Below are 20866 nucleotides of genomic sequence, written 5' to 3' on the forward strand. Positions count from 1 at the left end.
GTTCGGCCGCCGACCGGAACCGACAACAACAAGGAGCTTCATGACTCACCGCATCGTGGTGCTGGGCGCCGGATACGCCGGCCTGGCTGCGGCCAAGCGCCTGGCCCGGCTGCTGCGCCGAACCGACGTGAAGATCACGCTGGTCAACACCGCGGACCGCTTCGTGGAACGAGTCCGGCTGCACCAGCTCGCCGCCGGGCAGCAACTGCGCGACCTGCCCCTGCGAGACCTGCTGACAGGAACCGGTGTCGAACTCCGCATCGCCCATGTGACCGCCATCGACGCCGCGCACAGAACGGTCCAGGTCGGGGCCGCGCCGCACAGCATCGGCTACGACACGCTGGTGTACGCGCTGGGCAGCCGCGCCGATGTCGATGCCACGCCCGGGGCGGCCGAGCACGCCTACACCGTCGCCGGGGCCCCGCAGGCACTGCGGCTTCAGCGGCGAGTGGCCCAGATCGCGTCCGGCGGTGCCCTCGCCGTGGTGGGCGGCGGACTCACCGGCATCGAGGTGGCCACCGAGATGGCCGAGAGCTACCCCGACCTGCGGGTCGAGCTGCACACAGCGGCCGACGCCGGAAGGTGGCTGCCACGGCGGGCCCAGCACCATGTGCAACAGGCGCTGGACCGATGGGAGATCACTCTCCGTTCCCGGACCTCGGTGGCGGAAGTCCGGCAGAACGCGGTCGTCTGCGCCAGCGGGAAGACGTTCACCGCCGACGCCGTCGTGTGGGCCGCCGGCTTCCGGGCGCCCGCGACAGCGGCCGAAGCGGGTTTCGCCGTCGACGAACGGGGCCGGATGATCGTCGACGAGACGCTGTGCTCGGTATCCCACCCCGAGGTGTTCGCGGCCGGGGACGCCGCCGCGGGTCACGCGGCGGACGGTGCCGAGACGCGCATGTCCTGCCAGACTGCCATGCCCATGGGACAGCAGGCGGCCGATGCCATCGCCGCCCGGCTGACCGGTCGCAAGCCCGAACCGGCCCGCATCAGGTATGCCTTCACCAATATCAGCCTCGGTCGTCGGGACGGCATCACCCAGTTCACCCACGCTGACGACACCCCACGTGGAGCCATGCTCACCGGACGCGCCGCCGCGGTCTTCAAAGAGGCCATCGTCCGCAGCACTGTCCTGACCATGCGCCACCCCGGTCCCATGCGTCTCGGCCTCCGTCCGTAAGGACTGACGGAGTAGGGGACCATGCCCGGCGAGGACCGGGGCGAGCTGACCGAGCGCGAGGCCGCCCTGCTGGACCACATCGCCGTCGAAGAGAGGCCTCCTGAAGCTGCCGTCCAGGCGGAAGAGGCCCGCGCTCTCGCAGCCCGGCTTGCGCGCCGAGATCGACAGAGTCGGCTGAGCACGGAGCCCGTCCATCACCCCGGGGCGGCGGCCGGTTCGCGCTCGGCGGCGCCCCCCGGTCCGCGTCGGTGAGGGTGTCGGCCCACTTCTCAGGCCCGGGGCGCCCAGGTCGGTTCGCAACTCGGTGAACGGCGACCGGCCGCCACAGGCGAGCGCGTCGAGGGTGGACTCACCGAGGGTGACGATCTTCTTCGGATTCCTCGGTGCCTCCCCGGACTTGTCGTGGGCGTCCGTGACGGTCCGGGTGCCCGACGAGGCGCCCGCCGCTCCCCTCACCGTCCCCCTCGCCGGTCGCTGCCGCGGTCCGCGAGGACGAGCGTGAGAGCTCCGGTGAGCGCGGCGGCGGTCAGGGCGGTGCGGCGGACGGTGGGGGCACCAGTAGAGTGCCAGGGCGCAGCCCCCTCCCGAACCCCGAGGTACCCGCAGTGACCCCCGCACCCCCGGCCTCCCCCGCAGGCATACCGGCCGTCACCGTCGTCGGGATCGGAGCCGACGGCTGGGCCGGGCTCTCGGCCGCCTCCCGCGCCGCCCTCGGGGACGCCGAGATCATCGTCGGCGGCCCGCGCCAGCTCGGCCTGCTGCCCGCCGACGCCTGCCCCGGCGAGCGCGTGGCCTGGCCCTCGCCACTGCGGCCCGCCGTGCGCGGACTGCTCGCCGACCACGCGGGGCGCCGCGTCGCCGTCCTCGCCAGTGGCGACCCCATGTTCTACGGGATCGGGCGCGCCCTCACCGAGGAGCTGGGCGCCGACAGGCTGCGCGTACTGCCACACCCGTCCGCCGTCTCCCTCGCTTGCGCCCGCCTCGGCTGGCCCGTGGAGGACACGGAGGTGATCACGCTCGTGGGCCGCCCGGCCGCGCGTCTGGCCGCCGCGCTGCACGACGGGCGCCGCCTGCTCGTGCTCAGCGCGGGGGCCGCGACGCCGGGCGAGGTCGCCGCGCTGCTGCGGGACCGGGGCTTCGGGCCGAGCCGGATGCGCGTACTGGAACAGCTGGGCTCGGAGCACGAGTGTGCGTACGAAGATGTCGCAGACGCCTGGTCGCACGCGCCCGGCGACCCCCTGAACGTCGTCGCGGTCGAGTGCCGCCGCGCCCCCGGCGCCCTGCGGCTCGGCGCGGCGGCGGGGCTGCCCGACGCGGCGTACGAGAGCGACGGCCAGCTCACCAAGCGGCATGTGCGGGCCGTGACGCTGGCCGCGCTGGCGCCCGCGCCAGGTGAGCTGCTGTGGGACGTCGGCGGTGGGTCGGGGTCGATCGCGGTGGAGTGGATGCGCACGCACCCCTCGTGCCGCGCCGTCACCGTCGAGAAGAACGCCGTGCGGGCCGAGCGGATCGTCCGCAACGCGGACCGGCTCGGCACCCCCGGCCTGCGCGTCGTCACCGGCGCCGCGCCCGCCGCCCTGGCCGAACTGCCCACGCCCGACGCCGTGTTCATCGGCGGCGGCCTCACCGCGCCCGGCCTGCTCGACGCCTGCTGGGCGGCGCTGCCCGCCGGCGGACGGCTCGTCGCCAACACCGTGACGATGGAGTCCGAGGCGCTGCTCGCCGACCGGTACCGGCGCCACGGCGGCGAGCTGGTGCGGCTCTCGGTCGCGCAGGCCGTCCCCGTCGGCGGTTTCACCGGGTGGCGGCAGGCCATGCCGGTCACTCAATGGACCGTCACCAAGCCTGCTCAGCAAGGAGAACAAGAACGATGACCGTGTACTTCATCGGTGCCGGACCCGGCGCCGCCGACCTGATCACGGTGCGCGGCGCCCGGACGCTCGCCGCCTGCCAGGTCTGCCTGTACGCGGGCAGCCTCGTCCCGCGTGAACTCCTCGCCGAATGCCCGGACGGCGCACGGCTCGTGGACACCGCGCACCTCAACCTGGACGAGATCACCGCCGAGCTGGTGCGCGCCCACGAGGCGGGGCTCGACGTGGCGCGGCTGCACTCGGGCGACCCGTCCGTGTTCAGCGCGGTCGCCGAGCAGATGCGGCGGCTCGACGCGGCGGGTGTCCCGTACGAAGTCGTGCCGGGCGTCCCGGCGTTCGCCGCCGCCGCTGCCGCGCTGAAGCGGGAGCTGACGGTGCCGACGGTCGGCCAGACGGTCATCCTCACCCGCGTCGCGCAGCGCGCCACGGCAATGCCGCCCGGGGAGGATCTGGCCACGCTCGGCCGTAGCGGGGCGCTGCTCGTCCTGCACCTCGCCGCCGGGTACGTGGACCGCGTGGTCGAGGAACTGATCCCCCACTACGGCGCCGACTGCCCCGCCGCCGTGGTGGCTCTCGCCAGCCGGCCCGACGAGGTGATCCTGCGGGGCACGCTGGAGGACATCGCCGGGCAGGTGAAGGAGGCGGGGATCGTGCGGACCGCCGTCATCATGGTGGGGCGGACGTTGGGGGCCTCGCAGTTCCGGGACAGCCATCTGTACTCGGCGGAGCGGGACCGGCACGTCTGCTGAGTGACGGGGCGACTCAGGCCGCGCCGCTTCGCCCCACCACCGCGCCCGCCCGGTCGATGCAGATGACGTCCACCGCGACCGGGGCGCCCCGTAGTACCGCAAGGGCTTCGTCCCGTGCCGCCCGCGCCACCAGGTCACCCAGCGGTACCGCCGCCGCCTCGCACAGGCGCAGCGCCTCCAGGCCCGTGTTGGCGGCGGCGATCCGTGCGGCCAGGGACTCGCTCGCGCCGCCGTGCCGCGCCAGCTCCGCGAGGAAGCCCTTGTCGACCTGGGAGCGGGCCGAGTGGAGGTCGAGGTGGCCCGCCGCCAGCTTCGACAGCTTGGCGAAGCCGCCGCAGATGGTGAGGCGGTCCACGGGGTGGCGGCGTACGTACTTCAGGACCGCGCCCGCGAAGTCCCCCATGTCCAGGAGCGCGTCCTCGGGCAGGCCGTACTCGGCGACGACGGTCTTCTCGGAGGTCGAGCCGGTGCACCCGGCGACATGCGTGCGCCCGGCCGCCCGCGCCACGTCCACGCCGCGCCGGATCGAGTCGATCCACGCCGAGCAGGAGTAGGGCACGACGATGCCGGTGGTGCCGAGGATGGACAGACCGCCGAGGATGCCGAGGCGGGGGTTCCACGTGGAGCGGGCGATCTCCTCGCCGTGATCGACGGAGACGGTGATCTCCACGTCTCCGGTGCCGCCGTGCTCCGCCGCCACCCGCGCCACGTGGTCCCGCATCAACTGGCGCGGCACGGGGTTGATGGCCGGCTCGCCGACGTCGAGGGGCAGGCCGGGGCGGGTGACCGTGCCGACGCCGGGGCCCGCCTTGAAGACGACGCCGGAGCCGGGCGGCAGCCGCCGCACCGTGGCGCGGACCAGCGCGCCGTGCGTGACGTCCGGGTCGTCGCCCGCGTCCTTGACGATGCCCGCCATGGCGTACGCGTCGGTCCGCTCCTCGGCGGCGAGCGCGAAGGCGGGCGTCTGGCCCTTGGGCAGGGTGATCGTCACCGGGTCCGGGAAGTCGCCGGTCAGCAGCGCGGTGTACGCGGCGGTGGTGGCGGCGGTCGCGCAGGCGCCGGTCGTCCAGCCGGGCCGCAGACCGGTGTGCTTGAGTTGGGCGCCGCGTCCGCCCTGCGCCTCGTGCGGGCCGCTTGCCTTACTCATGAGGGGAACCGAACTCCGTGCACGTACTGATTCTGGGGGAACGACCGAGGCCCGCCGCCTGGCGGAAGTGCTCGCGGGCGATGCGGGGCTGCGGGTGACCAGTTCCCTGGCGGGGCGGGTCGCCGCGCCCCGGCTGCCGCCCGGCGAGGTCCGCGTCGGCGGGTTCGGCGGGGCGGAGGGCATGGCGGCGTGGCTGCGGGACCACCGCGTGGACGCGCTCATCGACGCCACCCATCCCTTCGCCGAGGCCATCTCGTTCAACGCGGCGTCGGCCGCCGCCACCGCCCATGTTCCCCTGCTCGCCCTGCGCCGCCCCGGCTGGGTCGCGGGTGAGGGCGACGACTGGCATCCGGTGGGCTCCCTGGAGCAGGCGGCACGGGTGCTGCCCGGGCTGGGCGAGCGGGTCTTCCTCACGACGGGACGGATGGGGCTCGCGGCCTTCGCCGGGCCGGAACCGGACCTGGCGGCGCTGTGGTTCCTCGTACGGTCCGTCGACGCGCCCGAGCCGCCGTTCCCGGCCCGCGTGGAGGTCCTCCTCGACCGGGGCCCGTTCACGTTGGACGGTGAGCGTGAGCTGCTGCGTACGCATCGGATCGACGTGGTGGTGACGAAGGACAGCGGGGGTGCGGCGACGGCACCGAAGCTGGCCGCCGCGCGCGAGGCGGGGGTCCCCGTGGTGATCGTGGAGCGGCCACCGGTCCCGGAGGGCGTTCCGGTGGTGGCCGCTCCGGAGGAGGCGGCCACCTGGCTGCGCCGCGTCAGCGGCTGTGCCCCTGAAGGGGCGTGCGCCCCGTAAGGGGCGCGGGACTGTGACATGTGCGGCTCCGCCGCGTGGGCGCGACCAGCCCCCGCGCACCCGCACACGCACGGGAACCCGCTCACCCCCCTTCGGGGTACCTCCGCGGCGTCCACACCACCCGCTCCGCACCGCCACGCCGCCGTACGACCCGGGTCTGCGAGGACCCGACGATCAGCAGCGTCCGCATGTCGACCTCGGCGGGGTCGAGGTCTGCGAGCCGCACCACACGCACGGACTCCTCAGGTCCTCCGACATCCCGCCCGAGGACGACCGGCGTATCCGGCGCCCGGTGTTCGAGCAGCAGCTCCCGGGCCTTGCCCACCTGCCAGGTGCGGCTGCGCGAACCGGGGTTGTAGAGCGCGAGGACGAGATCGGCCGAGGCCGCCGCGGCGAGCCGCTCCGCGATGACCTCCCACGGCTTCAGGCGGTCGGAGAGGGAGATCGTGGCGTAGTCGTGGCCGAGCGGTGCCCCCGCGCGCGCGGCGGCGGCGTTGGCGGCGGTCACGCCCGGCAGCACCCGGACCGGAATGTCCTCGTACGCGTCCTGCGAGGCGGCCTCCAGGACGGCCGTGGCCATCGCGAAGACGCCGGGGTCGCCGCCCGAGACGACCGCCACGCGCCGCCCGCGCCGCGCCAGTTCCAGGGCGAACTCGGCGCGCTCGGACTCCACGCGGTTGTCGGAGCCGTGGCGCCGCTGGCCGGGGCGGTGCGGTACGCGGTCGACGTAGGTGGTGTAGCCGACGAGGTCGTCGGCGGCGGCGAGCGCGCCGCGCGTCTCGGGAGTGAGCCAGAGGGGTCCGGCCGGGCCGGTGCCGACGACGACGACCTCGCCCGCCCCGCCCTCGGGGGACGGCTCCGGCCGGGGGCCACCCGTCAGCGGCGCCACCCGGCTCGGGAGCACCGCCACGGAGAAGTACGGCACGGACTCCGGGTCCACGTCGGCGAGGCGGCCGGTGCGCTCGCCGTCCATGGTGGCGCGCTCGACGTAACGGGCCTCGTCCAGGCGGCCCGAGCGCTCCAGGGCGCCGCGCACCTTGCCGAACGTACGGCCGAGCTTCATGACGACCGCCGAGTCCGTCGACGCGAGGCGCGCGGTCAGCTCCTCCTCGGGGAGGGTGCCGGGCAGGATCGTCAGGACCTCCTCGGCCTCGACGAGGGGTTCGCCGAGGCGGGCGGCGGCGGCGCTGACCGAGGTCACACCGGGGATGACCTCAGTGTCGTAGCGGTGGGCGAGCCGCTTGTGCATGTGCTGGTAGGAGCCGTAGAAGAGCGGGTCGCCCTCGGCGAGGACGGCGACCGTGCGCCCGGCGTCCAGGTGCGCGGCGAGGCGGGCGGCGGCCTCTTCGTAGAAGTCGTCGAGGGCGCCGCGGTAGCCGCCGGGGTGGTCGGTGGTCTCCGTGGTGACGGGGTAGACCAGCGGCTCCTCGACGTGGTCGGCACGGAGGTGCCGCGCGGCGATCGAACGGGCGATGGAGCGGCCGTGCCGCGCAGAGTGGTACGCGACGACGTCGGCGGCGGCGATGACCTCGACGGCGCGCACGGTCATCAGGGAGGGGTCGCCGGGCCCGAGCCCGACCCCGTACAACTTCCCCCGCCCGGTGTTCTGAGCGTGCTGGGCGTACTCGGTGTGCTGGGTGTTCTCGGTGTGCTCGGTGTTCTGGGTGTTCACTCCGTCTCGCTCGCAATCGCGTTGATCGCCGCCGCGGCCATCGCGCTGCCGCCACGACGGCCCCGTACGACCAGGTACTCCAGGCCCGAGTGGTGCTCGGCGAGCGCGTCCTTGGATTCCGCGGCGCCGACGAAGCCGACCGGGATGCCGAGGACGGCGGCCGGGCGCGGGGCGCCTTCCTCGATCATCTCCAGAAGGCGGAAGAGCGCGGTGGGCGCGTTGCCGATGGCGACGACGGAGCCTTCGAGGCGGTCGCGCCACAGCTCCATGGCGGCGGCGCTGCGGGTGGTGCCGAGCCGCGCCGCGAGGTCCGGGACGGCGGGGTCGGTGAGGGTGCAGATCACGTCGTTGTCGGCGGGCAGCCGCTTGCGCGTGACGCCGCTCGCGACCATGTTCGCGTCGCACAGGATCGGCGCGCCGTCGCGCAGCGCCTTGCGGGCGTCGGCCACCACGCGCGGGCTGAAGGCGAGGTCGCGGACGAGGTCGACCATCCCGCAGGCGTGGATCATCCGCACCGCGACCTGGCTGACGTCGGCGGGCAGACCGGCGAGGTCCGCCTCCGCGCGGATGGTGGCAAAGGACTCGCGGTAGATCGCCGCGCCGTCCTTCTCGTAGTCGAACACTGTGCTCTCGCTCATCTCGTGGCCGTTGCTCTGGTGGTTGCGGATGTCGTACGTGCTGTCGTGACCGTCTCGGTCAGGGTTCCGCCGCTCACGGGCGCCGCCGTGCCGCCGGTGCGCACCGTCACCTCGTACCGACCGTCCCCGGTGGCGAGGACGTCCACCCAGTCGCCGTGCGGGTGCCCGCACCGCCGCTCGCAGCCGGACCAGTGGACGGGCAGGCCACCGGTGCCGGGGACGGCGTCGGCGCGGACGTCGGCGAGGGACTTGGCGCAGCCGGGCCTGCCGGTGCAGGCGCCGACGCCGAGCCAGGGCGAGGCGGGGTCGGTGAGGTATCCGGCGTCGGCCAGCGCGCGCAGGCGTGCGCGGGCCGCCGCGGCGTCCTCGAAGCCGGGGAGCACGAAGCCGCGCCACGGGGTGACGCGCAGTTCGTCGGCGGGGGCGGGCAGCAGGGCCCGCCACTGGTCGGCGCTCACGCGGCCGAGGGGGGCGCCGACGGCCACCGCGCGGCCGATGACGCCGGGCAGGTGTGGGGCGGGGCGGGGCGGGCCGAAGGGGGCGGCGGCCGGTTCGGCGTCGATGCCCTGCCGCGCCAGCGCCCCGGCGAGGTCGACGGGGTGCCCCGCGGGCAGCTCGCGGACCCGCCACGCCCCGTTGCCCGCGTCGCGCGCGGCGGCGAGGAAGGCCCCGGCGGCGGCGAGGGCGGCACGCGGGGCGTCGGCGGCGGAAACCCGCAGGGCGCGGTCACCGACGCGGACGAGCGCCGACGCCGTGCCGGTCGGCCGCACGGCCGGGGTTCCGTCGGCTCCCGCGTACCCCGCCCCGCCCGAAGCCACGGGCACGGAAGCCGCCCCGCCCCCCGACTCCACGGACGCGCGCCCCGCCCCGCCCGATTCTGCGATCAAGGTCACATCGCCGCTGAGCGGGGCCACATCCCCGCGCCCGTCGTCCAGGACGAACAGGAAGCGGCCGGAGAGCGCCGTCGTCCACTCCTGCCCACACAGCAGCCGGTCCAGCTCGCGGGCCCACAACTGCACGTCGGCGTGGCCGAGTCGGTCGAGCGTGGCGAGCGGGGAGGCCACGATGTTGCGGACGCGTTCGTGGCGTTCGGAGGGCAGCAGGCCCGCGTCCGCGAGGAGCGCGGAGAGCTCCGCGCCGCAGCTCGCGCCGAGGCCGCGCAGCTCGATGTTGCCGCGCGAGGTGATGCTGAGGTGGCCGTCCGCCAGGCGCTCCGCCACGTCTGCCAGCACCGCTGCCTGACGGGACGTCAAAAGCCCTGCGGGTACGCGGAGTCGGGCCAGCGCGCCGTCGTCGGCTCGGTGCAGGCGGAGGGCTCCGGGGCAGGCGTCGCCCCGGTCGCGTACCGGGTTGCGTATGAGGGATTCGCCCTGGTTCGTGGAGGTCGCTCGGGTGGGCGGCATGGCGGCGAGCATACCCACGCCGATCCGGCCGGTCGCCTCCCGAGACGGGCCGTCCCGGTAGGTGGGCGCCCCATCGGCCGCGGTCAGGACTTACTATGCAGGCGGCGGGCCGCCAGGTCCGCCTACGCCAGCGACGGCGTGGGTCCGCCAGGACCCGGGGGAGGAAGCCCGGTGTGAATCCGGCGCGGTCCCGCCACTGTGAGCCCCATCCGTGGGGCGAGTCAGGAACTCCCGCCGTCCATACGACCACCCGGGGCGCGGACACCCCGAGGAAGGCCTGCGCACGCATGCTTCTGCTGCTGTCGACCTCCGACACCGACCTGCTCAGCGCCCGCGCGGCGGGGGGTCCGGTCGACTACCGGTTCGCCAACCCCTCCCGCCTGGACCTCGCCGAGCTGCCCGCGCTCCTGGAGGGCGCCGACCTCGTCGTCGTACGCCTCCTCGGCGGCGTACGCGCCTGGCAGGACGGCCTTGACCAGCTCACCGCCAGCGGTCTGCCGGTGGTCGTGCTCACCGGTGAACAGGCGCCCGACGCCCAGCTGATGGCCTCCTCGACCGTGCCGGTCGGCATCGCCGCCGAGGCGCACGCCTACCTCGCGCACGGCGGCCCCGCGAACCTGGAGCAGCTCGCCCGCTTCCTCTCCGACACCGTGCTCCTCACCGGCCACGGCTTCGACCCGCCGGCGCCCGCGCCGTCCTGGGGACCGCTGGAGCGCGCCGCCCGCGACATCGAGGGCCCGACGGTCGCGGTGCTGTACTACCGCGCCCACCACATGAGCGGCAACACCGCGTTCATCGACGACCTGTGCGGCGCCATCGAGGACGCGGGCGCCCGCCCGATGCCGCTGTACGTGGCCTCGCTGCGCGCCCCCGAGCCGGAGCTGATCGACGCGCTGCGCCCCGCCGACGCCATCGTGACGACGGTCCTCGCCGCCGGTGGCACCAAGCCCGCCGAGGCCTCCGCGGGCGGCGACGACGAGTCGTGGGACGCGGGCGCGTTGACCGGGCTCGACGTGCCGATCCTCCAGGCGCTCTGTCTGACCGGGTCGCGTTCGGCCTGGGAGGAGAACGACGAGGGCGTCTCGCCGCTGGACGCCGCGAGCCAGATCGCGGTGCCCGAGTTCGACGGACGGCTCATCACGGTCCCCTTCTCGTTCAAGGAGATCGACGAGGACGGGCTCCCGGCGTACGTCGCCGACGCCGAGCGCGCGGCCCGGGTCGCCGGTATCGCCGTACGCCACGCGCGTCTGCGGCACATCCCGGCCGCCGACAAGCGCCTGGCCCTGGTACTTTCCGCGTACCCGACCAAGCACTCCCGGATCGGCAACGCGGTCGGCCTGGACACCCCGGCGTCCGCCGTCGCGCTGCTGCGCAGGCTCATCGCGGAGGGGTACGACTTCGGTCCCACGGAGGAGATCCCGGGCCTCGTCTCCGGTGACGGCGACGAGCTGATCCGCGCGCTGATCGACGCGGGCGGCCACGACCAGGACTGGCTGACCGAGGAGCAGCTCGCCGCCAACCCGGTCCGCATCCCGGCCGCCGACTACAAGCGGTGGTACGCGACGCTGCCGCAGGAGCTGCGGGACTCGGTCGAGCAGCACTGGGGGCCGCCGCCCGGCGAGATGTTCCTGGACCGTTCGCGGGTCGGCGACGGCGGCGATCCGGAGGGCGACATCGTCCTTGCCGCCCTGCGGCGCGGCAACCTCCTCATCCTCATCCAGCCGCCGCGCGGCTTCGGCGAGAACCCCATCGCGATCTACCACGACCCGGACCTGCCGCCCTCGCACCACTACTTGGCGGCCTACCGCTGGATCGCGGCCCCCGCCGCCGACGGCGGCTTCGGCGCGGACGCGATGGTCCACCTCGGCAAGCACGGCAACCTGGAGTGGCTGCCCGGCAAGAACGCGGGCCTCTCGGCGGCCTGCGGCCCGGACGCCGCGCTCGGTGACCTGCCGCTGATCTACCCCTTCCTCGTCAACGACCCGGGCGAGGGCACGCAGGCCAAGCGCCGCGTGCACGCCACGCTCATCGACCACCTCGTGCCGCCGATGGCCCGCGCCGACTCCTACGGCGACATCGCGCGCCTGGAGCAGCTCCTCGACGAGTACGCGCAGATCAGCTCGATGGACCCGGCGAAGCTGCCGGCGATCCGCGCGCAGATCTGGACGCTCATCCAGGCCGCGAAGCTCGACCACGACCTGGGCCTGGAGGACCGCCCGGACGACGACGGCTTCGACGACTTCCTCCTCCATGTCGACGGCTGGCTCTGCGAGATCAAGGACATGCAGATCCGCGACGGCCTGCACGTGCTCGGCACCGCCCCGGCGGGCGCCGACCGCGTCAACCTCGTCCTCGCGATCCTGCGCGCCCGCCAGATCTGGGGCGGCACGACCGCCCTGCCCGGCCTGCGCGAGGCGCTCGGCCTGGACGAGTCGGCGGCGACGCGCGTGAGCGCCGACGAGGCGGAGGAGAAGGCCCGCGCGCTGGTCCAGGCGATGGACGACGCGGACTGGGACCTCTCCGCAGTCCCCGCCGGCCAGAGCGAACAGGTCGCCGCCATCCTGGAGTTCGCGGCCCGCGAGGTCGTCCCCCGCCTGGAGGGCACCACGGCCGAACTGGACAACGCCGTACGGGCCCTGGACGGCCGCTTCGTTGCGGCGGGCCCCTCCGGCTCCCCGCTGCGCGGCCTGGTCAACGTCCTGCCGACCGGCCGCAACTTCTACTCCGTCGACCCCAAGGCCGTCCCGTCCCGCCTCGCGTGGGAGACCGGCGAGGCCCTCGCCGACTCGCTCATCGAGCGGTACAAGAACGACAACGGCGACTACCCCACCTCCGTCGGCCTGTCCCTGTGGGGCACGAGCGCGATGCGCACAGCGGGCGACGACGTCGCCGAGGCCATGGCGCTGCTCGGCGTCCGCCCCGTCTGGGACGACGCCTCGCGCCGCGTCACGGGCCTGGAGGCCATCCCGTACGAGGAGCTGGGCCGCCCCCGCATCGACGTGACGCTGCGCATCTCGGGCTTCTTCCGCGACGCGTTCCCGCACACGATCGGCCTGCTCGACGACGCGGTGCGCCTCGCCGCCTCGCTGGACGAGCCCGCCGAGCACAACTACGTACGCGCCCACGCCCAGGCCGACCTGGCCGAGCACGGCGACGAACGCCGGGCCACCACCCGCATCTTCGGTTCGCGTCCGGGCACGTACGGCGCGGGGCTGCTCCAGCTCATCGACTCCCGCGACTGGCGCACCGACGCGGACCTCGCCGAGGTCTACACGGTCTGGGGCGGCTACGCCTACGGCCGCGGGCTCGAAGGCCGCCCGGCGCGCGCCGAGATGGAGACCGCGTACAAGCGCATCGCGGTCGCCGCGAAGAACACGGACACCCGCGAGCACGACATCGCGGACTCCGACGACTACTTCCAGTACCACGGTGGCATGGTCGCGACGGTGCGCGCGCTGCGGGGCACGGCCCCCGAGGCGTACATCGGCGACTCGACCCGCCCCGAGACGGTCCGCACCCGCACGCTGGTGGAGGAGACCTCGCGCGTCTTCCGCGCCCGCGTCGTCAACCCCAAGTGGATCGAGGCGATGCGCCGCCACGGCTACAAGGGCGCCTTCGAACTCGCCGCGACCGTGGACTACTTGTTCGGATACGACGCCACGACGGGCGTCGTCGCCGACTGGATGTACGACAAGCTCACCGAGACGTACGTCCTGGACCCCACGAACCGTCAGTTCCTCCAGGAGAACAACCCCTGGGCGCTGCACGGCATCGCGGAACGCCTCCTGGAGGCCGAGTCGCGCGGCATGTGGGCGAAGCCGGACCCGGCGGTGCTCGAAGCCCTGCGGCAGGCGTACCTGGAGACGGAAGGCAACCTGGAGGACGAGGGTTGACCGCCCCGAGGCACCTCTACCTCGCCCGGCACGGCGAGGCCACGCCCGATGAGAGCGGCCTGACGGAGGGCGGCCGCCGCCAGGCCGCCCTTCTCGGCGAGCGGCTGCGCGGCGTCCCCCTCTCCGCGGTCCACCACGGACCGCTGCCGCGGGCCGAGGAGACCGCCCGGCTGATCGCCGGGCGGCTCGACGGCGTGGCCCTGTGCCGCTCGGACGCCGCGGGCGACTACATCCCGTACATGCCGCGCGAGGACGAACTGCCCCCGGAAGGCGCCGAGTCCACGCTCAACCGGCTCAGGGGCCTCCCCGAGGAAGAGCGCGTGAACGGGCCCGCGCTCGCCCGTGCCGCGCTGGACCGGTTCACCGGCCCGGCGCCGGGGACGAACCCCGCCACGAACTGGTCGTCACGCACAACTTCCTCATCGGATGGCTCGTCCGGGACGCCCTCGACGCCCCGCCGTGGCGCTGGCTCGGCCTCAACCACTGCAACGCCGCCCTGACCGTCATCCGCTACGCGCCGGGGCGGCCCGCCTCGCTGCTCTTCTACAACGACATGCGGCATCTGCCCGCCGAGCTGCGCTGGACCGGGTTCCCGCCGGAGTTCCGCGACTGCGAGCCGGGCGGCGACGGCTAGCGGAGGACGGGCAGGGTGACGCCGTTGATCAACGGGCCCTCGACGGCGACCCCTTCCGTGATCAGCGAATCGATGGGGGGCAGCGGGGTGGGCGTGGCCGCCTGCCGGGCCGCCGCCGCGGCCGGAGCGGTGAGGGTGACGGCGACCAGGGTGAGAGCTCCGAGCAGGGTGACGGCCAGGGCGCGACGATGACGCATGCGGCTGACTTCTTTCTCCAGGAGTTCAGGGGATTTTGGGGGCATCCGACGACCCGTTCGTATGATCGTCGGTGACTTCTTGGGAGCCTCGGGGTTACACACGGCGAGCGGGCCGCGACCGGCGGCTCGCGCGCTTTGCTCCAAGGAGGCTTGCTGTGAACGGCAGTTGGGTGCGGAAGATGTCCCGTTGGGCGCTGGTCGCGGCAGTGACGGCCGCGCCGGCCGTTCTGTGCTCCGGCACGGCGCAGGCCGACGAGACGAACAAGGACTCGCACAATGCCCCCAGGATCGCGCTGATCAACACCGGGCAGATCGACGACCCGATGGAGGACGTGCTGGAGCACACCCTCAACTTCGGGGACGGCTACCGCTGGAACTGACCCGCTGACCCGCTGACCACGGCGCCCCGGTGGCGCACTCGCACGGACCCCCGGCCTCCGCGCAAGTGCGCCATCCGGCGCGGGCGTTCAGCAGATCCGGGTCACGGCGCGAGGCACCCGGTGCCCGGGACCTCAGTGGGCACGCCGGGCGCGGTCGGATCGACGAGCGAGGTGAGGTCACCGGCCGCCATCGTCAGGCAGTCGACGGTGGCGACCGGATCCGGCACGGCGCCGGCGGGCCCGGCGAGGGCCCCCAGCAGGGCGACGGCCCCGAGGATGACGGCGGCGGTACGGCGCATGTGAACTCTCTTTCGTCACGGCGGAGTTGTCTGCGGCCCGGGATTTTCGCGGGCCGCTCCGTGACTCCCCAGCTCTCCCACCCGATACGCCCCATCTCACCCGTACGGGGCTGAGGGAACGATCCGCCTCACCTCGCCTCGGACACAGCCCGGCCGCGGGTGGGTCAGAGGGAGGTGCCGACCTTCAGCGCCAGGTCGACGAGGCGGTTCGAGTAGCCCCACTCGTTGTCGTACCAGCCGACGACCTTGACCTGCGGCCCGATCACGCGGGTGAGACCGGCGTCGTAGACGCAGGAGGCCGGGTCGGTGACGATATCGGAGCTGACGATCGGCGCTTCGGTGTAGGAGAGCAGTCCCTTGTACGCGCCGGCGGCGGCCTTCGCGTACGCCTCGTTGATCTCCTCGACGGTGGTGCGGCGGCTCGTGGTGACCGTCAGGTCGGTGACCGATCCGGTCGGCACCGGGACCCGCAGCGCGAACGCGTCGAGGCGCCCCTGGAGTTCGGGCAGGACCAGGCCGATGGCCTTGGCCGCGCCGCTGGACGTCGGCACCACGTTGACGGCCGCCGAGCGGGCGCGGCGCAGGTCCTTGTGGGGGGCGTCTTGGAGGTTCTGGTCCTGGGTGTAGGCGTGGACCGTGGTCATCATCCCGTACTCGATGCCGACGCTCTCGTGCAGCACCTTGGCGAGGACGCCGAGGCAGTTGGTGGTGCACGAGGCGTTCGAGATGATCGCGTGCCGCTCGGGGTCGTACGCGTCGTCGTTGACACCGAGGACGATCGTGACGTCCTCGTCGTCGGCGGGGGCGGCGATGATCACCTTCTTGGCGCCGCCGTCGAGGTGTGCGCGCGCCTTCTCCGCCTTGGTGAAGACGCCCGTGGACTCGATGACCACGTCGACCCCCAGGTCGCCCCAGGGCAGCGCGGCCGGGTCGCGCTCGGCGAGGACGGCGACCTCGCGGTCGCCGACCCGGATCGCTCCGGGTCCGGCGGCGACCTCTTCGGGGAAACGGCCGAGGACCGAGTCGTAGGTCAGGAGGTGGGCCATGGTCGGCACATCGCCCAGGTCGTTGACGGCGACGATCTCCAGCTCCGCGTTCCTGGCGGCAACCGCCCGGAAGACGTTCCTCCCGATGCGGCCGAAACCGTTGATACCTATACGAACAGTCATGCGTTCCCCTCACGACGGCCAGAGAGGGCGGCTGCGGGCGGCGCGTAGCGTCGCGGGGGCCGCCCGGAACACCATAAGCAACTTGTATAAGTTATCAATACATTGCCGCTCCGCAAGCCAAGCCGCCCCCGCCCCTCGGGTGAGCCGGGGTAAGCCGGCCGCCTTCCGGTCACTCACCTTCGGCGAAGCCGTCCGGACCTCCCGCGCTCATCCCGGCGAACATGCCCTCCATCAGCTGCTCGATGTCCAGCTCCGTGGCACCGGCCGGGACGGTCGGCTTGACGCCGTCGGTCATCCGTATGACCAGGCCGAACCTCTTGACCTTGGCGTTCTCGGCGAGCTTGGCGAGGTCGAGGCGGACCGCCTTCAGCTCGCCGTTCTTCAACGTGATGTCCGCCCGCACCTTGGCGTCCGGGGCCTCCTTCAGATCCTTCTCCGTCGGCAGCTCCGCGCCGGGCGGCAGCTTCTTCGCCAGCGGGCGCAGCTCGTCGACCAGTTCGGTGGCCAGGGTGCGGAAGGGGGCGGTGGCGGTGATGCGCTCGGTCCCGTCCTCGCCCCCGGCCGACCTCAGCTTGACCTCACGGGCGACGACGCCGCGCACCGCGTCCATGAGCTTCTTCTGCGTAACGGCGTCGAGGGTGGGCTGCGGGGCGGGCTCGGCCCCCGGCTCCTCGCCGGCCTCGGCGGCGAGCCGCTCCATCCGCTTGGTGTCGATCTTCACCCACTCGCCCGCCAAAGCCTTCTTGAAGGCGCCTGCCTCCGGAGGCAGGTCGGACGCCTTCGGCACGGGGAAGGCCAGGGCCTTGCCGACCTTGCTCACGTCCGTACGGAAGTACGTGTGGTCACCGATGACCCGGTACTCGACCAACTGCCCGTCCGGGCCGCTGACCTTCATGGCCATGCGGTCGAAGTCCTTCTCCCCGGACTCGCCGAACGGCTTCTTCGACTGCACGGTGACGCTGACCTTCGCGTCGCGGAGCAGCTGTGCGGCCTCGTCCGGCATGTCGTCGCCGGGCTCCGAGGCCGAGGAGTCGTCCAGCGCCTTGAGCGACGCGGTGTCGGTGTCCAGGGAGAACTCGAAGGAGAGCGACTTCTCCTGGTTGAGCTTCTCGAAGGCCCGGTCGAGCTTCTGGCCCGCGGACAGCTGCTCCACGGTCCCGCAGGCGGCCGAACCGGCGAGGACCGCGCTGACGACAGCGGTGGCGGTCAGGGTCTTGCGTATGGCGATGATGGTGGTCTCCTCGTCAGTGTGCTTGGCCGGTAGACCCGTACCTGCCGCGAATGGTTGTGCTGTCAGGGGCCACCGCGAGGGGCCCGGTCGGAGGCCGGCCAGACGTACGGCAGATCGTCGGGGACGTCCGGGAAGAGCGGGGCGTACACCGCCGGCGCCTTGCGCACCAGTGCCGACTGATGGCTGCGGTGGAAGGCGGGATCCCCGAGCCAGGGAGGCAGCTCACCGTCGTCGGCGAGCCGGCTCTGGTCGCGTACGGCGGCGCCGGGCCGGTGCCGGGTGAAGTCGGCGACGAGCGTGGCGGCGCAGGTGTCGGCGCGCCCCTCCGCCACCCACACCGCGCACACGTCGAGGCCGTAGCGGACCAGGGCCTCCTCGTAACCGATCCACATGCGTACGGCCGGATGGTGTCGCCATCCGTAGCCCGGCACGGTCAAGCCGCGCAGCACCTGAAGGGCCTCGACCCGCTGTTTGCCCAGACGTGCCGGGTCCAGGGCCGTGGCGGACCGGGTGAAGCCGGAGTACGGGAGAAAGGTCTGCACGCGAGATGACTACCGCGGCAGGACCTTTCCCATACGGGGCCCGTACGGGATCCGTATGGGAGGCCACCGCGCCGTCAGAAGGCGTATCTGACCCGTAGCCATGGCGCGTGCACCGCGAGCAGCCGCCGAAGGCGCGTCAGGGACTCCTGCTTGACCTCAAGGGCGTAGCGCACGTTGAGGGCGCCGTTCTGTGAACGCTTCGGCTCCTGGATGTCCGGCCGCCACAGCGCCTCCTCGGCGCGGGGGTGCCACCCGAGATTGACCTCGTGCAGCGCCTGGTTGTGGGTCAGCATGATGATCTCGGCCGCCGCCTGCTCCTTCACCCGGCCGGGCAGTACGTCGTCGAGGTGGGTGAGCAGATCGGCCCAGTCCCGCTCCCACCCCGGGCGCAGGACGACGGGCGAGAGGTTGAAGTGGACCTCGTAACCGGCGTCGAGGAAGTCGGCGGCGGCGGCGATCCGCTCGGCGACCGGGCTGGTGCGGATGTCCAGGAGCCGGGCGTCGTCGGGCGGCATGACGGAGAAGCGCACCCGCGTACGTCCCTGGGGATCGAGGGTGAGCAGGTCGGGGTTGACGAACTTGGTCGCGAAGGAAGCCTTGGCGGTCGGCAGCCCGCGGAACGCGGCGACGAGATCCGCCGTGTTGTCGCTGACCAGGGCGTCGACGGAGCAGTCGCCGTTCTCGCCGACGTCGTAGACCCACGAGAGGGGGTCGCACTGGTTGGGCTCCCTCTTCGGCCCCTGGGCCCGCACGTGGCGCCGGATGTGGGCGACGATCGCCTCGATGTTGGTGAACAGGGTGATCGGGTTGGCGTATCCCTTGCGGCGGGGGACGTAGCAGTAGGCGCAGGACATCGCGCACCCGTTGGAGGGCCCCGGGGCGATCCAGTCGGCCGACCTGCCGTTGGGACGCGTCACGAGCCGGTGCTTGACCCCGAGGACGAGCGTCTCGGTCTTCACGCGGGCCCACCGGGCGACGTTGCCGTCGTTCCCGTGCAGGGACGGGATGCGCCAGTGGCTGTCCACCACGGTCACCCGCACCTCCGGCAGCCGGGCCATGATCTGCCGGCCGCGCGGCGAGTCCAGCGCCGCGGGCTCCGCGTAGACCTCCCGTACGTCGAGCATCCGCCGCGCCTTGGGGCTGTCCCGGAACGCCCCGGGCGCGGCCGGTGCCGGAGCGGTGCCCGCCCACTCGAAGAGCGCTTGCTGCTCGGGCTCTCCCGCAGCGGATCCCGCGCCCGCCGATGACTGATCCACGTGCCGTACCTGTCGTCCCTGGCGTCCCTGGCCGTCCCTGGCCGTACCTGTCCGTACTGTCGTAGCTGGCCGTCCCTGTCCGTACTGTCGCACCTGGCCGCACCTGTCCGTACCTGTCCGTGCCTGCCCGTGCCTGCCCGTGCCTGCCCGTGCCTGCCGTCAGCGTCGCGGCTTCCGGGGCGGTGCCTTGTCCTTCACTGTCCCGCTCATCGGGGCCCGGCGCATTCCGCCGGGCCCCGATGAGCGGGAGGTGCGGTCTCAGGCCAGCGCGTTCACCGCCGCGGCGAACAGGCGTGGCAGGCAGGCGGCCGTGGGCGTGATGCGTGCGGCGAGCAGGGGCTGCTGCCGAGCCCTGACCAGGAGTTCGGTCAGGAGCCGGTGGCGGCGGGTCGCTCGGCTCCAGTCGCTCTCGTAGCGGTGCGGGGTGCCACGGCGCAGGTTGGCGACCAGGGCTTCCGCGCCGGCGAGGGCGAGGGAGACGCCCTCGCCGGTCAGTGCGTCGATGTAGCCGGCGGCATCGCCGACGAGCAGGACGCGCCCGTGGGCACGGGTACGGGCGCGCTGGCGCAGCGGCCCCGCGCCGCGCACCGCGGTGACGGCCGCTTCCGGGGCGAGGCGGGCCGCCAGTTCGGGGAAGCTCTCCAGCTGGGCGCTGAAGGGCGCCCGCCGGGACGTCAGCAGGGCGACGCCGACGAGTGCCGGGCCGAGCGGGGTGACGTACGCCTCCGCGTGCGCTCCCCAGTGCACCTCGACGTAAGGCGACCAGGGAGGCACCGCGTAGTGCCGACGCAGCCCGTACCGGGGGTTCCCCGGGGCTTCACGCCCAGCCCGAGGGAACGGCGTACGGGTGAGTGCAGGCCGTCCGCGGCGACCAGCCACCGGGCGCGCAGCCCTGTGCCGGGGACGGTCACCCCCGTGGCGTCCTGCCGCACTTCCTCCACCCGCAGGGGCAGCACCGGAACTCCCGCGTCCAGAACGGCCCGGTGGAGGGCGCTGTGCAGGCCGGTGCGGCGCGCGCCGAGGCCGGGGCCGTACCGGAACGCGGCCTGGACCTGGCGGGGGCCCTGGACGTAGCGGATGCCGGTGATGGGGTGGCCGGGGACCGCCAGGCCGAGGGCGGTCAGGGCGCGCACGGCGCTGGGCATCAGGCCCTCGCCGCACGCCTTGTCGACCGGTGTTCGGCGCGGCTCGGCGACGACGGTGTCGAGGCCGGCGCGCGCGGCGTGCAGGGCGGTGGCGAGGCCGGCGGGCCCGCCTCCGGCGATCAGCAGGTCATGGCCGCCGCTCACGCGGGTGCCGCCTGGGTGAGGGCCGTGTTCTCGCAGCGGATGCGTACGGTGAGCAGCACCGCGTTGGCGACGGTGAACACCGCCGCGGTCAGCCATGCGCAGTGCACCAGCGGCAGGGCGGCGATCTCCACGACGACCGCGACGTAGTTGGGGTGGCGCAGGAAGCGGTAGGGCCCGGCGCCGACGAGGCGTGCGCCGGGAACGACGATGACCCGGGTGTTCCAGTACGGCCCGAGTGTGGTGATGCACCACCAGCGCAGGGCCTGGGCCAGGAGGGCGAGCGCCAGCATGGGCCAGCCCAGGGCGGGCAGGAACGGCCGGCCGGTGAGCGTGGGTTCGAGCAGGCAGCATGCGAGCAGGCCGAGGTGCAGGACGACCATGGCCGGGTAATGGCCACGGCCGTGCTCCACACCGCCCCGGGTGAGGGTGCGCGCCGCGTTGCGTCGGGCGACGACCAGTTCGGCGACGCGTTCGGCGGCGACGGCCAGTACGAGAAGCGTGTACCACGGCATGAGGATCA

16 protein-coding genes, 3 pseudogenes and 1 riboswitch are annotated in these 20866 nt (G+C 73.5%); of the genes and pseudogenes, 7 read left to right on the forward strand and 12 right to left on the reverse strand.

Features of this window, described 5'->3' with window-relative positions:
• Positions 1 to 40 precede the first annotated feature (40 nt).
• The 3 genes from ACOBQB_RS07650 (at position 41) to cobM (ending at position 3800) form a co-directional block, all read left to right on the forward strand.
• Positions 41 to 1180: an NAD(P)/FAD-dependent oxidoreductase gene (locus ACOBQB_RS07650; RefSeq protein WP_423589815.1), complete on the forward strand. Its 1140-nt coding sequence runs from the start codon at positions 41 to 43 to the stop codon at positions 1178 to 1180.
• 605 nt (positions 1181 to 1785) lie between these two features.
• Positions 1786 to 3054 carry a precorrin-6y C5,15-methyltransferase (decarboxylating) subunit CbiE gene (cbiE, locus tag ACOBQB_RS07655; protein ID WP_423589817.1) on the forward strand — a complete coding sequence of 423 codons (1269 nt, stop codon included), beginning with the start codon at positions 1786 to 1788 and terminating at the stop codon, positions 3052 to 3054.
• A complete protein-coding gene (gene cobM, locus ACOBQB_RS07660) occupies positions 3051 to 3800 on the forward strand; it encodes a precorrin-4 C(11)-methyltransferase (protein WP_423589819.1) in 750 nt (249 codons plus the stop codon). The genes cbiE and cobM overlap by 4 nt, the downstream gene beginning before the upstream one ends.
• A gap of 13 nt (positions 3801 to 3813) precedes the next feature.
• Here cobM and ACOBQB_RS07665 read toward each other — a convergent pair whose 3' ends face one another.
• Positions 3814 to 4947, reverse strand: coding sequence for a cobalt-precorrin-5B (C(1))-methyltransferase (locus ACOBQB_RS07665; protein WP_423589820.1), 1134 nt, complete (start codon positions 4945 to 4947; stop codon positions 3814 to 3816).
• Between the two features lie 17 nt (positions 4948 to 4964).
• Between ACOBQB_RS07665 and ACOBQB_RS07670 the strand changes: the two are divergent.
• Positions 4965 to 5743: pseudogene (locus ACOBQB_RS07670) on the forward strand (cobalt-precorrin-6A reductase).
• Positions 5744 to 5825: 82 nt separating this feature from the next.
• Here ACOBQB_RS07670 and ACOBQB_RS07675 read toward each other — a convergent pair.
• From ACOBQB_RS07675 to ACOBQB_RS07685, 3 genes are read right to left on the reverse strand one after another with little or no spacing between them, the layout of a single operon-like run.
• Entirely contained in the window at positions 5826 to 7415 is a 1590-nt protein-coding gene (locus ACOBQB_RS07675) for a precorrin-2 C(20)-methyltransferase (protein WP_423589822.1), read from the reverse strand.
• Positions 7412 to 8038, reverse strand: coding sequence for a precorrin-8X methylmutase (locus tag ACOBQB_RS07680; protein ID WP_423590474.1), 627 nt, complete (start codon positions 8036 to 8038; stop codon positions 7412 to 7414). Before ACOBQB_RS07680 ends, ACOBQB_RS07675 begins: the two co-directional genes overlap by 4 nt.
• Positions 8039 to 8049: 11 nt before the next feature.
• Positions 8050 to 9468, reverse strand: coding sequence for a cobalamin biosynthesis protein CobG (locus ACOBQB_RS07685; RefSeq protein ID WP_423589823.1), 1419 nt, complete (start codon positions 9466 to 9468; stop codon positions 8050 to 8052).
• 107 nt (positions 9469 to 9575) lie between these two features.
• Positions 9576 to 9707: riboswitch (cobalamin riboswitch) on the forward strand.
• Between the two features lie 36 nt (positions 9708 to 9743).
• Here ACOBQB_RS07685 and cobN point away from each other — a divergent pair.
• Both cobN and ACOBQB_RS07695 read left to right on the forward strand, forming a co-directional pair.
• On the forward strand, positions 9744 to 13349 hold the full coding sequence (cobN, locus tag ACOBQB_RS07690; RefSeq protein WP_423589825.1) for a cobaltochelatase subunit CobN: 3606 nt from the start codon (positions 9744 to 9746) through the stop codon (positions 13347 to 13349).
• Positions 13346 to 13983: pseudogene (locus tag ACOBQB_RS07695) on the forward strand (histidine phosphatase family protein). Before cobN ends, ACOBQB_RS07695 begins: the two are co-directional and overlap by 4 nt.
• Here ACOBQB_RS07695 and ACOBQB_RS07700 read toward each other — a convergent pair.
• Entirely contained in the window at positions 13980 to 14180 is a 201-nt protein-coding gene (locus tag ACOBQB_RS07700; protein WP_423589827.1) for a hypothetical protein, read from the reverse strand. The pseudogene ACOBQB_RS07695 and the gene ACOBQB_RS07700 overlap by 4 nt on opposite strands.
• A 179-nt stretch (positions 14181 to 14359) precedes the next feature.
• Here ACOBQB_RS07700 and ACOBQB_RS07705 point away from each other — a divergent pair, with 179 nt between their 5' ends.
• Positions 14360 to 14560 carry a hypothetical protein gene (locus ACOBQB_RS07705; RefSeq protein ID WP_423590475.1) on the forward strand — a complete coding sequence of 67 codons (201 nt, stop codon included), beginning with the start codon at positions 14360 to 14362 and terminating at the stop codon, positions 14558 to 14560.
• A gap of 101 nt (positions 14561 to 14661) precedes the next feature.
• On the opposite strand, the gene ACOBQB_RS07710 is transcribed toward ACOBQB_RS07705, so the two are convergent.
• The 7 genes and pseudogenes from ACOBQB_RS07710 to ACOBQB_RS07740 all read right to left on the reverse strand — a co-directional run bounded on the left by ACOBQB_RS07710 (position 14662) and on the right by ACOBQB_RS07740 (position 20858).
• A complete protein-coding gene (locus ACOBQB_RS07710) occupies positions 14662 to 14859 on the reverse strand; it encodes a hypothetical protein (RefSeq protein WP_423589829.1) in 198 nt (65 codons plus the stop codon).
• A 164-nt stretch (positions 14860 to 15023) separates the two neighbouring features.
• The gene (gene gap / locus ACOBQB_RS07715) at positions 15024 to 16028 is read right to left on the reverse strand and encodes a type I glyceraldehyde-3-phosphate dehydrogenase (protein ID WP_423589830.1); all 1005 of its coding nucleotides are present in this window, start codon (positions 16026 to 16028) and stop codon (positions 15024 to 15026) included.
• 169 nt (positions 16029 to 16197) lie between these two features.
• Complete coding sequence (locus ACOBQB_RS07720; protein WP_423589832.1) at positions 16198 to 17181, reverse strand: hypothetical protein; 984 nt, start codon at positions 17179 to 17181, stop codon at positions 16198 to 16200.
• 140 nt (positions 17182 to 17321) lie between these two features.
• Positions 17322 to 17801 carry an MSMEG_6728 family protein gene (locus ACOBQB_RS07725; protein ID WP_423589833.1) on the reverse strand — a complete coding sequence of 160 codons (480 nt, stop codon included), beginning with the start codon at positions 17799 to 17801 and terminating at the stop codon, positions 17322 to 17324.
• A 74-nt stretch (positions 17802 to 17875) separates the two neighbouring features.
• Positions 17876 to 19057 carry a spore photoproduct lyase family protein gene (locus tag ACOBQB_RS07730; protein WP_423589834.1) on the reverse strand — a complete coding sequence of 394 codons (1182 nt, stop codon included), beginning with the start codon at positions 19055 to 19057 and terminating at the stop codon, positions 17876 to 17878.
• Positions 19058 to 19315: 258 nt separating this feature from the next.
• A pseudogene (locus tag ACOBQB_RS07735) lies at positions 19316 to 20346 on the reverse strand (NAD(P)/FAD-dependent oxidoreductase).
• The gene (locus ACOBQB_RS07740) at positions 20343 to 20858 is read right to left on the reverse strand and encodes an isoprenylcysteine carboxyl methyltransferase family protein (protein WP_423589835.1); all 516 of its coding nucleotides are present in this window, start codon (positions 20856 to 20858) and stop codon (positions 20343 to 20345) included. The pseudogene ACOBQB_RS07735 and the gene ACOBQB_RS07740 overlap by 4 nt, the downstream one beginning before the upstream one ends.
• Positions 20859 to 20866 lie beyond the last annotated feature (8 nt).

This window comes from Streptomyces sp. G5(2025), from assembly GCF_049542075.1.
Classification (GTDB): domain Bacteria; phylum Actinomycetota; class Actinomycetes; order Streptomycetales; family Streptomycetaceae; genus Streptomyces.